Origin of the sequence: Micromonospora carbonacea (assembly GCF_014205165.1) — a bacterium.
GTDB lineage: Bacteria > Actinomycetota > Actinomycetes > Mycobacteriales > Micromonosporaceae > Micromonospora > Micromonospora carbonacea.
Map to the genome: position 1 here is coordinate 4,880,086 of NZ_JACHMZ010000001.1, position 15,175 is coordinate 4,895,260.

Annotated in this window: 10 protein-coding genes and 1 pseudogene; 7 read left to right on the top strand and 4 right to left on the bottom strand. The window is 74.2% G+C overall.

Annotation, left to right across the window (positions count from 1 at the left end; translation table 11 throughout):
* Positions 1-2: 2 nt before the first annotated feature.
* Together HDA31_RS20255 and HDA31_RS20260 are read right to left on the bottom strand one after the other, a co-directional pair.
* Positions 3-989 carry a carbohydrate ABC transporter permease gene (locus HDA31_RS20255; protein ID WP_178063970.1) on the bottom strand — a complete coding sequence of 329 codons (987 nt, stop codon included), beginning with the start codon at positions 987-989 and terminating at the stop codon, positions 3-5.
* A 215-nt stretch (positions 990-1,204) separates the two neighbouring features.
* A complete protein-coding gene (locus HDA31_RS20260) occupies positions 1,205-2,518 on the bottom strand; it encodes an ABC transporter substrate-binding protein (RefSeq protein ID WP_178063969.1) in 1,314 nt (437 codons plus the stop codon).
* Positions 2,519-3,560: 1,042 nt separating this feature from the next.
* On the opposite strand from HDA31_RS20260, the gene HDA31_RS20265 reads away from it, so the two are divergent.
* Entirely contained in the window at positions 3,561-4,160 is a 600-nt protein-coding gene (locus HDA31_RS20265; RefSeq protein WP_178063968.1) for a hypothetical protein, read from the top strand.
* A 154-nt stretch (positions 4,161-4,314) separates the two neighbouring features.
* Here the strand turns inward: HDA31_RS20265 and HDA31_RS20270 are convergent, their stop codons facing one another.
* A complete protein-coding gene (locus HDA31_RS20270; RefSeq protein WP_178063967.1) occupies positions 4,315-4,860 on the bottom strand; it encodes a plasmid pRiA4b ORF-3 family protein in 546 nt (181 codons plus the stop codon).
* Between the two features lie 152 nt (positions 4,861-5,012).
* Here HDA31_RS20270 and HDA31_RS20275 point away from each other — a divergent pair.
* Positions 5,013-5,756 (top strand): annotated as a pseudogene (locus HDA31_RS20275) (pyrimidine reductase family protein); the annotation flags it as partial.
* Positions 5,757-5,940: 184 nt separating this feature from the next.
* On the opposite strand, the gene HDA31_RS33095 reads toward HDA31_RS20275, so the two are convergent.
* A complete protein-coding gene (locus HDA31_RS33095; protein WP_074479407.1) occupies positions 5,941-7,485 on the bottom strand; it encodes a M4 family metallopeptidase in 1,545 nt (514 codons plus the stop codon).
* A gap of 381 nt (positions 7,486-7,866) precedes the next feature.
* Here HDA31_RS33095 and HDA31_RS20285 point away from each other — a divergent pair, with 381 nt between their 5' ends.
* From HDA31_RS20285 to HDA31_RS20305, 5 genes are read left to right on the top strand one after another with little or no spacing between them, the layout of a single operon-like run.
* Positions 7,867-9,621, top strand: coding sequence for an ATP-binding protein (locus tag HDA31_RS20285; RefSeq protein ID WP_074479420.1), 1,755 nt, complete (start codon positions 7,867-7,869; stop codon positions 9,619-9,621).
* A gap of 12 nt (positions 9,622-9,633) precedes the next feature.
* Complete coding sequence (locus tag HDA31_RS20290; RefSeq protein WP_178063965.1) at positions 9,634-10,782, top strand: exonuclease SbcCD subunit D; 1,149 nt, start codon at positions 9,634-9,636, stop codon at positions 10,780-10,782.
* Entirely contained in the window at positions 10,782-13,256 is a 2,475-nt protein-coding gene (locus HDA31_RS20295; RefSeq protein ID WP_178063964.1) for an AAA family ATPase, read from the top strand. The genes HDA31_RS20290 and HDA31_RS20295 overlap by 1 nt, the downstream gene beginning before the upstream one ends.
* Before the next feature lie 53 nt (positions 13,257-13,309).
* Positions 13,310-14,281, top strand: a complete 972-nt coding sequence (locus HDA31_RS20300) for a hypothetical protein (RefSeq protein ID WP_246384509.1) — start codon at positions 13,310-13,312, stop codon at positions 14,279-14,281.
* Positions 14,281-15,138 (top strand): spermidine synthase, encoded by an 858-nt coding sequence (locus HDA31_RS20305; RefSeq protein ID WP_074479410.1) that lies wholly within the window; start codon positions 14,281-14,283, stop codon positions 15,136-15,138. Before HDA31_RS20300 ends, HDA31_RS20305 begins: the two co-directional genes overlap by 1 nt.
* The last annotated feature ends 37 nt before the right edge of the window (positions 15,139-15,175 follow it).

The following is a 15,175-nucleotide window of genomic DNA, read 5'->3' on the forward strand; positions in this document are numbered from 1 at the left end:
CCTCACTTGTCGGAACTGATGCGGCGGGCGAGCAGGTAGTTCACCAGCGACACCAGCGCGATGAGCAGGAACAGCACGAGGGCGACCGCGCCGGCGTACCCCCAGCGGAACCGCGTGTTCATCACGTCGAGCAGGTACATGGTGATGGTCTGGAACTGCCCCTCCGAGCCGCCGGAGAGCGCCCCCGCGCCGCTGGTGAACATCAGCGGCTCGGTGAAAAGCTGGAGCCCGCCGATGGTCGAGACGATCAGCGTGAAGATGATCGTCGGACGGAGCTGCGGGATGGTGATCGACCAGAACTGCCGACGCCGCGACGCGCCGTCCAGCGCCGCCGCCTCGTACATGTCCTTGCTGATCGACTGCATGGCGGCCAGGTAGATCAGGGCGTTGTAGCCCACCCAGCGCCAGTCCACCATGGTGGAGATGGCGAACCAGGAGGCGAAGCGGTTCGCCCGCCAGTCGATCGGCTCCATGCCGACCAGGTCGAGCAGCCAGTTGGCGAGGCCGAACTCCTTGGCGTAGATCATCGAGAAGATCAGCGCCACCACGGCGGTGGAGGTGATGATCGGCATCGCGATGGCCATCCGGAAGAAGGTCTGCGCCCGCAGCTTCCGGTTCAGCGCGTTGGCCAGCACCAGCGCCAGCATCAGCTGCGGCACGGTGGAGAGCAGGAAGATGCCGAACGTGTTGACGACCGCGTTCCAGAACTGCGGGTCGTTGGTCAGCAGCTCGACGAAGTTGTCCAGGCCGACGAAGCTGATCGTGGCGTTCAGCGGCGACCGGTCGGTGAGCGCGATCCAGACCGTGTAGATGATCGGGTACGCGCTGAAGACCGCGAAGATCACGAAGAACGGCAGGACATACAGGTACGGGGAGAACTTCAGGTCCAGCTTGGTGAAAGAGGCCGGGCGGCGGTGCGTGGCACGGGCGGGGCGGGCGGGGTCCCCGCCCCCGCCGGGGGGCGCTGTGGTGTGGAGGTCCAGGCTCATCGACGGTCCTTCTCGTCGGTCGGCGCGACCCGTCCGCGCGGGCGGCGCCGGGGGGTTACCGGCCCTCCGCGCGGGCGGCCGGGGAGTTGCCGGCCTTCCGCGCGGGCGGCGCCGGAGGATTGCCGGCCCGGCCACGCGGGCGCACCGGGCTTACCGGGCACCGCGGGTGGCGCCGACAGTCGCCTGTCGACGCCACCCGTGGTCGGTCCGGCCGGTCACTTACCGGCGGCCTGACCGTTCTTCAGCGCTGCTTCCCACTGCTCGGCGGCGGGCTTGCCCTGCTCGACGGCGCGCAGGGTGTTCTCCACGGCGGTGCGGACCGCCTGGTTCTTCGGGCCGAGGTAGACCGGCTTCAGGTCGCTCGCGCCGGCGGCGAAGATCTTGCCGACCGGGGCGTTGGTGAAGTACTCGTTGGTCGAGTCGGCGACGGCCGGGTCGGTCAGGGCCTGCGGCGACGACGGCAGGTTGCCGACCTTCTTGAACGCCTCGATCTGGCCCTTGGCGCTGGTCAGGAACTTCACCAGCTCGGCGGCCTCCTTGGGGTGCTTGCTGGACTTCGGCACGGCCAGGAAGGAACCGCCCCAGTTGCCGCCGTTGCCGGGCGCCTTCGCGACGTCCCACTTGCCGGCGGCGGAGTCACCGGCCTGGCCCTTGATGACACCGGTCATCCAGGCGGGGCAGGCGATGGTGGCGAAGGTGCCGTTCTTGAAGCCGGCGTTCCACTCGTTCGAGAACGACTGGAGGTTGTTCGACAGGCCGGCGGCGATCATCTTGGTGGAGAGGTCGTACGCGGTCCGCACGTCCGGGTTCTCGCCGATGACCAGCTTGTTGCTCTTGTCGTAGTAGGTGTAGCCGGTGCCGTTGCCCGCGGTCTGCATCAGCACGACGTTGTAGAAGTTGGTCGCCGAGTCGACGAACTTGTGTTTCTTGTCGGCGGCGACGAACTTCTGGCCGGTGGCGATGAACTGGTCCCAGGTCGGCCAGAGGGCGCCGACCTCTTCGCGGTCCGTCGGCAGGCCGGCGGCCTTGAACAGGTCGCTGCGGTAGCACAGCGCCATCGAGCCGACGTCGGTGCCGAGGCCGAGGACGGTGCCGTCCGGGGTGGTGCCCTGCTCCCACTTCCACGGCAAAAAGTTGCTCTTGAGGTCGTTCGCGCCGTGGTCGGCCAGGTTCACGAACTTGCCGGCCTGGGCGTAGAACTGGACGATCGTGCCCTCTTCGAGGGCCACCACGTCGCCGGCGCCAGCGCCAGCGGTGATCTGCTGGGTGAGGCGGGTGTTGTAGTCACCGAGGCCGAGACCCTTGCCGCGCTGCTCGATCTTGACGTTCGGGTGCTCCGCCTCGAACTGCTTGTAGAGCTCGTCGTAGCCGAAGCCCTGGTCGCCGAAGACGTCGACGACGAGCTTGATCGGGTCGTTGCTGCTGCCCGAGCCCTCGTCGTCGCTGCCGCAGGCGGAAGTGGTGGCGATCATCGCGACGGACGCGAGCGCGATGGCCGCGAGCCGCCGGCGACGGATTGGGACGCTCATCCGAGACCCCTCTTTCGGTGGTGAGGCTGTGTCATGTGGTGGGGGGTGCTGTGCAGGCGCTCGCGGCCGACGGCCGGAGCCCACGGTCGATGCCCGGCGCCGTTACGAAGAGATCCGCAACACAGCCCCGGGAGCGCTCCCATGAGACTGGAGGAGAGTCCCCAAGGTGTCAATAAGCCGTTGGGAGCGTTCCCAGATCGTTACCGCCGTGTGTCGGAACTATCGCTACGGCGCGTCCGAGGCGGCGCGACCCGCCTAGCGCACCGCCACCTCCCCGGAACGTCACCCCGGGGAGATGGCGGCATCCGGCGCCGCTGACACCCCCACCTGCCCGACACCCCGTCACCCGCTCGCCGCAACGGGGTGGGGTTCGATGTGGGCCGGGCGACGAGACGAGGCAGGCGATCTGGGTCGGGCCAGACCGAGGCGGACACGGCCGGCTTGATCAACTTCATGTCGGGCAGGTGGGGGTATCAATCGCGCGGGATACCCCCACCTGCCCGACATCCCGTCGCCCCTCCACCCGAATGGGAGGATTGTCCGACCCTGGCCGGGGATGGGTTCGGTATGGGGCGACGAGGCAGGCCGGACCGCCCGGGCGCGGGGTGACCGGCGGCACTCCCGGGCCGGAATCCCGCCAGGGCCGGGGTCGTTACACCTGACGCACGACCGAAGCACCACCCCGGCTCCCCCGATCCAGCAGACCCCCCGGGCCCCGGCCTCCTCAGGCCGCTCACGTGCCGGCTCAGCCGCCGGCCCCACCAGCCCCGCAATCGCCCCGGGTGACCGCCCGGCCGACTCGGCACCACACTCGCCAAGGCGAGGCAACCGCCGGGAATGGGGACGGGTCGCCGGTCGTTACACCCGGACCCGGCCCGGCACCACACACGGCAGCCGCCCCGGAGATCCTCCCCCTCGCCTGGTCTTCTTCTTCCCCGCTTCTTGCTTCGTTGTTCGGGCGCCTCGACGTGGTGCTCGCACACCCCTGAGCCTTCCCCGGCGCAGGTGGGTGTGCCGACCCCCGGATTGGAGTCACCCCCTCATGAACACGACCATCCTGCGCAAGAGCGTCCTCGGCATCGCCGGACTCGCCTTCGCCGGTGGCCTCGCCGCCGGCCCCCTGAACCACGCCACCACCGACACTGTTGACGCGCGGCCCGTCGCCGCCGTCCAGGCCGACAAGGCCGCTGGCGTGGACGCCGGGAAGCTCATCCCCCACGGTGTGCAGGGCGCGCAGTCCCGCATCGACCTCGACCCGGAGCAGACCGCCAACGTCAAGGCCGTCATCGCCGCCACGAAGAAGGCGGGCCTGGACGAGCGCGCCGCGGTGATCTCGATCGGCACCGCCCTGCAGGAGTCGAAGCTGGAGAACCTGGGCCACCTGGGTGACCGCAACGACCACGACTCCCTCGGCCTGTTCCAGCAGCGCCCCTCCAGCGGCTGGGGCTCGCCGGAGCAGATCACCGACCCCCAGTACGCCACCACCGCATTCCTCAAGGGCCTCCGACAGGTCGACGGCTGGCAGGACATGGCCCTGACCGACGCCGCCCAGACCGTCCAGGTCTCCGCCTACCCCGACGCCTACGCCCAGTGGGAACAGCAGGCCGCCGACCTCGTCACCCAACACTGGAACAACAGCTGAGACTGAACACACCCACACACACGCACCACCCACCAGCCGGACCCCGAACACCAGGGCCTCGGCCGGCGGCATCCCCATCCCCAGACAGCCGAGGAACGTTATGAAGGGGCCCCTCCTATACAGAAAGCGTTAACAAGGGGCCCTTCCTTGCACCTCAGCAGAGGTGGCGGAGGAGGGTGGCGGCGCGGGCCGGGTCGAAGGCGTCCGGGTCGTACGACTCGCCGGCCCAGTCGCGCAGCCGCTCGTGCTCGGGGTGGGCGGGGTCGGCGAGCGCCGCCAGCAGCACCTGGTGCCCGGCGGGGCCGCCGACGTCCTCCGGTGGGCAGGCCCGCTCGCCGGCCAGGCAGGTCGGGTACCGCTCGTCCGGGTCGGCGGTGACGGCGTCCTCGACGACGATGTCGTGCTCCCACCAGTCGCCGAAGTCGTAGGTGTAGTGGAGGCGGCTGCCCTTGCCGGCGACCGCGTCCAGCCGGACGTCCAGCTCGTCGCGCACGGCCAGCTCCCCGTCCGGGTCGGGCTCGGCGTACTGCGTGCCGTCGATCTCGAAGGAGTGCAGGTGGCAGTCGCGCCAGCCCATCGCATGCTGCACGACCCGGTGCAGCCGGTCCAGCGTGTATCCGGCGGGGACCAGCACCCGCCGCCAGACGAGGGGGTGGACTCCGACGAGGGACACCTTCAGCTGGAATATCTGACGTGGCATGTGCTGGCCCCTTCCTTCACGACATAGGCTGCCGGCATGATCTGCCGAGCCTGCCGGGAACGGCGGCACGACGAATGCCCGGGCCGGAAGTGGTGCGACTGCCAGCACCGTACCCCCGAACCCACCCCTCCGGTCACGGGTCCGGCCGGCGAATGAGCGCCGGAGCCGCGATTTCCCGCCTCTGGCCGGCCCCGTCGGCGGGCGGCCTGGACGACGCGGAGCTGGCCGCGCTGTACGGCCGGGCGGACCGTCCCCACCTGCGGGTCAACTTCGTGACCAGCGTCGACGGCGCGGTCTCGCTCGACGGTTACTCGGCGGGGCTGTCCGGCGCACCGGACAAGCGGGTCTTCGGCCTGCTGCGGATGCTCTGCGACGGGCTGCTGGTGGCGGCCGGGACGCTGCGGCACGAGGGGTACGGCGCGGTGCGGCTCGACGCGACGCGCCGGGCCTGGCGGCGCGCGCACGGGCTGGCCGAGTATCCGACCCTGGTGGTGGTCTCCGGCTCGCTGGACCTGGACCCGGCGCAGGCCGCCTTCGCCGACGCGCCGGTGCGCCCGGTGGTGCTCACCCGCGCCGCCGCCGAGGCCCCGCCGGGCCTGGCCGGGGTGGCCGACCTGGTGCGCTGCGGGGACGACAGAGTGGATCTCGCCGCCGGGCTCGCCGCGCTGCGCCGGCGCGGGCTCGGGCAGGTGCTCTGCGAGGGCGGCCCGCACCTGTTCGGCGCGCTCACCGCCGCCGACCTGGTCGACGAGGTCTGCCTCACGGTCGCGCCGCTGCTCGCCGGGGCGGGGCCGGGGCGGATCACCGCCGGTCCCGCCGGCGGGCACCGGGAGCTGCCGCTGCGGCACGTGCTGGCCGCCGCCGACGGCGTGCTGATGCTCCGCTACGCCCGCGAAGCCGAAGCCGAAGCCGACGGCGACGGCGACGGCGACGGCGACGGCGACAGCGAGGCCAACACCGACACCACCGCCGACGCCGACACAGCCCCGGCCCCGGCCGCCGCTCCGTAGGCGGGGCGGGGGCGCGGGGCCGGGGCTGCCGGCACGGCGGGGACGTCCGCCCCGCCGTGCTCCGGTCAGGTCAGGCGACCTTCACCGCCGTCCAGGCGGCGGCGACGGTCCGGTACTCGACGCTGCTGGCGCCGTACAGGTCGGCGGCGGCCGACAGGGTGGCGGTGCGGGCCCCCGAGTAGTTGGTCCGCGAGGTCATGTAGGTGGTCAGCGCGCGGTACCAGATCGCGCCGGCCTTGGCGTTGCCGATGCCGGTGATGGTGCTGCCGTCGCAGGTGGGGCTGTTGCCGTACGAGGACGAGCCGCTGCCGACGGCGAGCAGGTAGAAGAAGTGGTTGGCCACGCCGGAGGAGTAGTGCACGTCCTTGAAGCGCAGGGTGGTCGACCAGCAGTCGGCCGAGGAGCCGTCCTTCGAGGGCTTGTCCATGTAGCGCAGCGGCGTGCTGCGCAGCTTCTCACCGATGAGGTAGTCCCCGGGGTCGCTGGCGTTGGCGGCGGAGAACTCCACGAGGGTGCCGAAGATGTCGCTGGTGGCCTCGTTGAGGCCGCCGGACTCACCGCTGTAGACCAGGCCGGCGGTGTTGCTGGTGACGCCGTGGGTCATCTCGTGGCCGGCGACGTCCAGGGAGGTCAGCGGGGCGAAGCCGGAGCCGCCGTCGCCGTAGGTCATGCAGAAGCAGGAGTCGCTCCAGAACGCGTTGGCGTAGTTGGTGCTGTAGTGCACCCGGCTGTAGGCGGCCACGCCGTCGTTGCGGATGCCGTTGCGGCCGAACGTGTTCTTGTAGTAGTCCCAGGTGACGGCCGCGCCGTAGTGGGCGTCGGCGGCGGCGGTCTGCCGGTTGGAGGTGGTGCCGTTGCCGAAGACGTTGGTGGCGCTGGCGACGAGGGTGCCGGTGCCGCTGGTGGAGCCGTTCAGGTCGTACGTCTTGTGGCCGCCGCGGGCGCCGTCGGTGAGCTGGTAGGTGCTGCCGGAGGCGGTGGTGCCCAGCGGCACGGTGCCGGAGTGCAGGGTGTTGCCGGTGCCCTCGCGCTGCACGCCCTCCCAGGAGCTGCGGACCCCGCCGCTGGCAGCGTCGACGAGCACGTGCAGCTCGCTGGGGGTGCCGTCGGCGTACACGCCGCCGACGACCACCTCGTAGGCGAGGGCGGTGCGCGCGCCGTCGGCGTCGTACACGAGCTGGGTGCCGTCGACGCGGCGGGCGGTGGCGGTGGAGGCGGCGAGGGCGGCGCGGCCGGCGGCGGCCTCGCCGACGGCGGGCCGGGCGGCGCGGGCGGCGCGGCGCGGGGCGGCCGTCAGGGTCTGGCTGGCGCCGCGCCAGGCGCCGCCCTTGCCGAGGTGCACGACCAGGTCGCCGCCGAGCACGGGCAGCCCGTCGAGGTAACGGTGCAGCCGGACGTGCTCGGTGCCGTCGGCGTCGGTCGCGACGTTCTTCAGCGTGAAGCTCTGCCCGTCGCCGGCGAGGGCGTCGGCGGCGTGGGACTTCAGCTGGGTGACGGCGCGGGTGAACGCGTCGGCGGAGGGGGCGGCGGCCGGGGCGGCGACGGCCGCGCCGGGCACGGCGGTGGCCAGCAGCGCGGCCGAGGCCAGGCCCGCCAGGACAGTGGTACGACGCATGAGGCTCCTGCCTTCACTCGACAGCCGGTCGGAAGGGGGTGCCGACCGGCGGTGACCCGGCGGTGGTGGCCGCCGGGCCGGCCCACGGCCCGCAGGTGGCGGGCCGCAGGGGCACCCCGAAACATCGACGTAACGAAGATCCTCGATGGGTGCCGGTGTCATTGTTGCGCCGAGCAACCGGTTCGCGTCACCTCTACGGCAAGAAATTTTGCGACACCGTGCGCGTTCGGAGGAATGCGACGAGTGATCGCGTACCGGACGAGAGGTGGCGTCCGCCGCGTCGCGTGGCAAGCTGTCACATCCCTGCGGCAGGATGCTCCTCGTGTGCCGTGACCGAGACGACCAGCTGACGGGAGCGGGCCGATGACCGACAGCCTGCCGATCACCGACGACGGGTCCGCCGGCCCCGGCGAGGGGGTCGGCCGGGTGCTCGGCACCGCCGACGCCACCCCGCTGACGTTCTGGACGGCCGTGGCCCCGGGCAGCTACCTCCAGCTCGACGACGTGGTGGTGACCCGCCGCGAGATGCCCGACCGCGAGCCGGTCACCATCGCCGGGGTGGTGACCCAGGTGCGGGCGCGGCACGAGGGCGCCCAGTTCGACTCGGACGTGTTCGCCATCGCCGACGGCACCCTGCCGGCGATGGTGCAGGAGGCCGCCGAGATCACCACCACCCGGGTCGACCCGGAGGTCTACGTCCCGCCGACGCCCGGCGCGGTGGTGCACCGCGCCGAGGGCGACGCGCGGGCCCGCGCGCTGCACTTCGACCGGATGGAGCGGCGCATCCCGATGGGCATGGGCCGCGACGGGGTGCCGGTCTACCTCAACGCCGACTTCCTCGACGGCACCCGGGGCGCGCACGTCTCCATCTCCGGCATCTCCGGGGTCGCCACCAAGACCAGCTTCGCCACGTTCCTGCTCTACTCGGTCTTCCGCTCCGGGGTGCTCGGCGGCGACGCGGTCAACGCCAAGGCGCTGATCTTCAACGTCAAGGGCGAGGACCTGCTGTTCCTCGACCACCCCAACACCCGCCTCGACGACGCCACCCGCGCCGGCTACGCCAGGCTCGGGCTCAGCGCCGGGGCGTTCCCCGACGTGCGGGTCTACGCCCCGCCCCGGGTCGGCGACTCCTCCGGCACGCCCGACGTGAGCAGCCGGCTGACCGGGGTGGACAGCTTCTACTGGACGCTGAGCGAGTTCTGCGCCGACCGCCTCCTGCCCTACGTCTTCGCCGACGCCGACGACGAGCGCCAGCAGTACACGATGGTCGTCCACTCGGTCGCCGCCCACCTGGCCCGCTACGCGCAGCCCGCCGACGGCGGGGTGAGCGTCGACGGGGTGCGCCTGGGTTCCTACACCGACCTGGTCGACCACATCGTCGAGCAGCTCAACGACGACGAGACCCGGGGCGACTGGGCCGGCAGCGCCGTCGGGCTGGGCACGGTCAACGCGTTCGCCCGGCGGCTCATCGGCAGCAAGAAGGACCTGGGGCGGCTGATCCGGGGCGACCTGGCCACCCGCCGCCCGCACAGCATCAACACCAGCGAGTCGGCCCAGGTGACCGTGGTCGACCTGCACAACCTGCCCGACCGGGCGCAGCGGTTCGTGGTCGGCGTGACCCTCAAGAGCGAGTTCGAGCGCAAGGAGAAGGCGGGCACGGCCAAGCCGCTGCTCTTCGTCGTCCTCGACGAGCTCAACAAGTACGCCCCCCGCGAAGGCTCCTCCCCCATCAAGGAGGTGCTGCTCGACATCGCCGAGCGGGGCCGCTCGCTCGGCGTGATCCTGGTCGGCGCGCAGCAGACCGCGAGCGAGGTGGAGCGCCGCATCGTCACCAACTCGGCGATCCGGGTGGTCGGCCGGCTCGACCCGGCCGAGGCGTCCCGCCCGGAGTACGGCTTCCTCCCGCCGGCCCAGCGGCAGCGGGCGCTGCTGGCCAAGCCGGGCACGATGTTCGTCAACCAGCCCGACATCCCGGTCCCGCTCTGCCTGGAGTTCCCCTTCCCGGCGTGGGCCACCCGGGTCTCCGAGGCCGGCCGGGCACCCTCGGAGACACTACGGTCGATCACCGGGGCCGCCGACCCGTTCGCGGTGGTCGGCTCCGGCGGCGGCACGAGCGACGACGACATCCCGTTCTAGGGGGCACCGGTCATGAAGATCCTGCACACCTCGGACTGGCACGTCGGCAAGGTGCTCAAGGGGCAGTCCCGGGCCGAGGAGCACAAGCAGGTCCTCGCCGGGGTGATCGAGGTCGCCCGCGCCGAGCGCCCCGACCTGGTGATCGTCGCCGGTGACCTCTACGACACGGCCGCGCCCACCCCGGAGGCGACCCGGCTGGTCACCCGGGCGCTGACCGCGCTGCGCCGCACCGGCGCGGACGTGGTGGCCATCGGCGGCAACCACGACAACGGCCAGGCCCTCGACGCGCTGCGGCCGTGGGCCGAGGCCGCCGGCATCACCCTGCGCGGCGGGGTGCGGGACAGCCCCGACGAGCACGTGATCGACGGCACGACGGCCGGCGGCGAACGCTGGCGGGTGGCCGCGCTGCCGTTCCTGTCCCAGCGCTACGCGGTGCGGGCCGTGGAGATGTACGAGCTGACCGCCGCCGAGGCCACCCAGACGTACGCCGACCACCTGGGCCGGGTGCTCGGCCGGCTCACCGAGGGCTTCGCCGAGCCCGACCGGGTCCACCTGGTCACCGCCCACCTCACCGTGGTCGGGGCGGCCACCGGCGGCGGCGAGCGCGACGCGCACACCGTCCTGGGCTACGCGGTGCCGGCGACGGTGTTCCCGGGCACCGCGCACTACGTGGCGCTGGGGCACCTGCACCGGTCGCAGCGGGTGCCGGGGCCCTGCCCGATCCGCTACAGCGGCAGCCCGCTCGCCGTCGACTTCGGCGAACAGGAGAACGTCCCGTCGGTGACGGTCGTCGAGGTGACCGCGACCAGCGCGGCGCGCATCCGGGAGGTGCCGGTGCCGGCGGCGGTGCCGCTGCGCACGGTGCGGGGCACCCTGGCCCAGCTCGCCGAGATCGCCCCGCCGGAGGGCTGGCTGCGGGTGTTCGTCCGCGAGCAGCCCCGGGCCGGGCTGCGCGAGGAGGTGCAGGAGCTGCTGCCCCGGGCCCTGGAGATCCGGATCGACCCGGAGCTGGTGCCGGCCCCCGGCAGCGGCGCCCGCACCGCCCAGCGGGCCGGCCGTTCGCCCCGCGAGCTGTTCGCCGACTACCTCGACAGCCGGGGGCACGACGACGCCGACGTCCGGGAGCTGTTCGACGAGCTGTTCGAGGAGGTGGACCGCTGATGCGCCCGATGCGGCTGGACATGGCGGGCTTCACCGTCTTCCGCGACGAGACCACCGTCGACTTCACCGACGCCGACTTCTTCGCCCTCGTCGGCCCGACCGGCTCCGGCAAGTCCACGGTGCTGGACGCCATCTGCTTCGCCCTCTACGGCACGGTGCCCCGCTGGGGCGGGACGCGGGGGCTGGGCAACGCGCTCGCCCCGTCCGCCACCGAGGCGCGGGTGCGGCTGGTCTTCGAGTCCGCCGGGGACCGCTACGTGGCGACCCGGGTGGTGCGCCGCGACGGCCGGGGCAACGTGAAGACCGCCAACGCCGGGCTGCAGCTCATGCCGGCCGGGTTCGACGTGACCAAACTGGACACCGGGCTCAGCCCGGAGGATCTGGGCGAGGTGGTCGCCGGCACCCCGGCCGAGATGGACCGGGCGGTGCTGGAGGCGGTGGGGCTGCCGTACGAGCAGTTCACCAGCTGCGTGGTGCTGCCGCAGGGGCAGTTCGCCGACTTCCTGCACGCCAGGCCGGCGACCCGGCAGCAGATCCTGGTGAACCTGCTCGGCCTCGGCGTCTACGAGGAGGTGCAGCGGCGGGCCACCGAACGGGCCGGGCAGGCCGAAGCCAAGCTGGAGGCGGTCGACCGGATCCTCGGCGGGCTCGCCGACGTCGACGACGCGGCGCTGGCCGGGGCGCAGGAGCAGGTCGGGCGGGCACACGGGCTGGCCGGGGCGGTCGCGGCGGCCGTACCGGAGCGGGACCTGGCCCGGGCGGCGGCGCGGGACGCGCACGCGGCCCTGGCGGCCCTCGACGCCGAGCTGGCCGTGCTCGACGGGGTGCGCGCGCCCGGCGGGGTGGCCGAGGTGGCGCGGGCGGTGGCCGACGCGCGGGCCGGCGTCGGCGAGGCCGCGGGCGCGGTGGCGCTGGCCGAGGAGCGCGAGGAGAAACTGCGCGGCGAGCTGGCCGGCGCGGGCGACGAGAGCGCGCTGCGGCTGCTGCTGAAGGCGCACGCCGACCGGGACCGGCTCGCCGGGCAGGCCGGGTCGGTGGCCACGGCGGTGACGGCCGCGCAGGCCGAGCACGACGCGGCGGTCGCCGCGCTGGAGGCGGGGCGGGCGGCGGCGCAGCGGGCCGAGGCGGAGCTGGAGGCGGCGTTCCGCGCGCACGAGGAGGCCAAGGCCACCGATCAGGCGGTGGCGCTGCGGGCGCACCTGGTCGACGGGGCGGCCTGCCCCGTCTGCGAGCAGGTGGTGGCCCGGGTGCCGGCGGTGCCGGCGGGTTCGGCGGTGGCGCGGGCCACCGCCGCCGGGAAGGCGGCGCGGGCGGCCGTGCAGGCGGCCCAGCGGGTGGTGCAGGAGCGCGACGCGGCGGCCCGCGACGTGGAGCGGGTGCTGCTGCGGGCCCGCGCCGAGCACGACCAGTTGCGGGGCCGGCTGGCCGAGCTGGACGACCAGCTCGCCGGTGCCGCCACCCCGGCGGCGCTGCGGCACGACCTGGCCGAGCACGCCCGGCTGCGCAGGGCCCTCGACGACGCGGCGGGCGCGGTGCGGGCGGGGCGCGACGCCGCCCGGCGGGCCCGGGGGGCCCTCGACGCGGCCGAGGAGCGGCTGCGCGGCGCGTGGCGGGACTTCGACGCGACCCGCGACGGGCTGGCCCGGTTCGGCCCGCCGGCCGCCGACCGGGACGACGTCGCCGCGGCCTGGGCGGCGCTGACCGCGTGGGCGGGCGGGGAGGCGGCGCGGCGGCGCGCGGACCGGGCGGGGCTGGCCGGGGCGGTCGCCGACGCGGAGGCCGCCGTGACGGCCGTGCAGGAGCGCATCGCGGAGATCTTCGCCGCCGCCGGGCTCGCCGTCGACGACGACCCGGTCCGGGCGGCGACCGTCGCCGTGGAGCGCGCCGAGGCCGCCCACCGGCGGCTGGTGGAGCGCCGGGAGCAGGCCGCCGAGCTGGCGGAGCAGCGGGCCGGGCACGAGCGGCAGGCCCGGGTGGCGCGGGCGCTGGCCGGGCACCTGCGGGCCAACAACTTCGAGCGCTGGCTGCTGGCCGAGGCGCTGGACCTGCTGGTCGACGGCGCGTCGGGGATCCTGCGCGAGCTGTCGGGCGGGCAGTACGACCTGGTCCACGACAAGGGCGAGTTCTTCGTCGTCGACCACCACGACGCCGGGCTGCGGCGCGGGGTGCGCACGCTCAGCGGCGGGGAGACGTTCCAGGCGTCGCTGGCGTTGGCGTTGGCGCTGTCGGAGCAGCTCGCCGGGTTGTCCACCACGGCGGCGAGCCTGGAGTCGATCGTGCTGGACGAGGGGTTCGGCACCCTCGACGCGGCGACCCTGGACACGGTGGCGGCCACCCTGGAGAGCCTGGCCGCCCGGGGCGACCGGATGGTCGGCGTGGTCACCCACGTGCCGGCGCTGGCCGAGCGCATCCCGGTCCGGTTCGAGGTCCGCAAGGACGCCCGCACCGCCCGGGTGGAACGGACCGGCCTGTGACGGGCCCGGGCGGGGGCGGCCCGGCCGGCTGGGGGCCGGGCGGGGGCGGCCCGGTGGGCGAGGCTCCGGAGCTGTTCGTCGACGCCTGGGACCCGGGCTACGGCGCGTCCTTCGAGGCGGTGCCGGGCGGGCCGGCCACGCCGAGCCGCCAGCAGGTCGACGCCGAGGTGGAGCTGCCGGCGGTGGACTGGCGGGCCATCGACGTCCGGGCCGGCGTCCGGGCCCCGGACGTGGTGCTGCTGGTCGACGGCGTGCGCCGGATCGACGCGAGCGTGTGGACGGCCGAGGCCGACGGGGCGTCGTTCCCGGGCGTGGCCGCCTCGTACGCCGCCGGGGTGGTCCGCTGCGACCTGGAGCGGGGCGCGGCGCGGCTCGCCGGCGCCCAGGTGCGGCGGGGGCTGTTCACGGCCAGCCCGTCGGCCCGGGAGGTGCGCGCCGGCACGGTGCGCTACCCGGTGCACCGGGTCGGCGGCACCGGCGAGCTCAACAAGCTCCAGGCGGCCGTGCAGGGGCCGCTGACCGCGCTGGAGGTGGAGGTCTCCGGTGCGGCCCGGGTCGACGGGGACCTGCTGGTCGTCGACGGCCCGCTGCGCAGCCGCCGGCAGCTGCCCCGCACCCTGGGTTACGTCAAGACCCAGCACAGCCAATACCTCGATGCCCGGCTGACGGCCGTGGTGACCGGGCTGCGTCCCGGCCAGCGGTCCCCGGTGTTCCGGCTCGTCACCGCCTGGGGCGGCTACTCCTGGTATCTGCGGCTGCCCGTCTCCGGCGGCGCGCCCTGGGCCGGCATCGTGCGGGTGGAGTGCTCGGCCGAGCTGGCCGAGGCCGAGGCGTTCGCGCTGGCCGACCTGTCGCTGGTCACGCTGCCCCGGTTCGCGTCCACCCCGTACAAGGACCCGCGCGCCCCGCAGAACCTCGTCCCGATTGCCGGCCTGGAGCGCCGCCTGCGGGCGCTGCTCGGCGACGCCCGCCTGCTGCACCGGGCGCTGACCGCCGCGGCCCGGGGCCGCGGCCCCCGCGTCTGATGGGCCGCCGCCGGGGCGCCGACCGGGTGACCGCGCGGGTCGACACCGGCGAGGCCGAGCTGGTCCCGGACCCCGACCGGCCGCGCTCGTTCACCCTGCTGCTCGACGGCGCGCCGCAGTCGCACGTGGACCTCGCCGACCCCACCCACCTGGAGTTCGAGTACGTCCGGCGGCTCGCCGCCGCCCTCGACCTGATCGCACCGGCGGGCGCGCCGCTGCGGGTGCTGCACCTCGGCGGCGGGGCCCTGACCCTGCCCCGCTACGTGCGGGCCACCCGCCCCGGCTCCACCCAGCGGGTGTGCGAGGTGGACGCCGCCCTGGTCGACCTGGTCCGCCGGGAGCTGCCCTGGCCGGCCGACCCCCGGCTGCGGGTGCGGGTCGCCGACGCGCGGGCCGCCCTGGAGTCCACCCGCGACGCCGGCTACGACGTGGTGGTCGCCGACGTCTTCGCGGGCGCCCGCACCCCGGCGCACCTGACCAGCGTGGAATACCTGGCCGAGGTGGCCCGGGTGCTGGCCCCCGGCGGCTGGTACCTGGCGAACGTCGCCGACGGGCCGCCGCTGCGGCACGCCCGCGCGCAGGTCGCCACGGTCCGCGCGGTGCTGCCCCGGGCCTGCCTGGTCGGCGACGCGGCGGTGCTGCGCGGCCGGCGCTACGGCAACCTGGTGCTGGTCGCCGGCCGGGTGGAGCCGCCGGTGCCGGAGCTGACCCGGCGGGCGGCCGGGGACTGGTTCCCGGGCCGGGTGCTGGCCGGCGACGAGTTGGACCGGTTCGCCGGCGGGGCCGCCGTGGTGCGCGACGCCGACGCCACCGACTCCACTCCGCCGCCGCCGGGAATTTTTTCGGTGCGCCGTTGATCCGCTGGCCCGTCCGGTGCGTATCACCGGGCGGCCA

Excerpts from the sequence above, each read along its gene's own strand:
- HDA31_RS20295 (WP_178063964.1), top strand. The coding sequence starts at position 10,782 with ATGCGCCCGATGCGGCTGGACATGGCGGGCTTCACCGTCTTCCGCGAC.
- HDA31_RS20260 (WP_178063969.1), bottom strand. The coding sequence starts at position 2,518 with ATGAGCGTCCCAATCCGTCGCCGGCGGCTCGCGGCCATCGCGCTCGCG.
- HDA31_RS20305 (WP_074479410.1), top strand. The coding sequence starts at position 14,281 with ATGGGCCGCCGCCGGGGCGCCGACCGGGTGACCGCGCGGGTCGACACC.
- HDA31_RS20255 (WP_178063970.1), bottom strand. The coding sequence starts at position 989 with ATGAGCCTGGACCTCCACACCACAGCGCCCCCCGGCGGGGGCGGGGAC.
- HDA31_RS20270 (WP_178063967.1), bottom strand. The coding sequence starts at position 4,860 with ATGCCACGTCAGATATTCCAGCTGAAGGTGTCCCTCGTCGGAGTCCAC.
- HDA31_RS20265 (WP_178063968.1), top strand. The coding sequence starts at position 3,561 with ATGAACACGACCATCCTGCGCAAGAGCGTCCTCGGCATCGCCGGACTC.
- HDA31_RS33095 (WP_074479407.1), bottom strand. The coding sequence starts at position 7,485 with ATGCGTCGTACCACTGTCCTGGCGGGCCTGGCCTCGGCCGCGCTGCTG.
- HDA31_RS20290 (WP_178063965.1), top strand. The coding sequence starts at position 9,634 with ATGAAGATCCTGCACACCTCGGACTGGCACGTCGGCAAGGTGCTCAAG.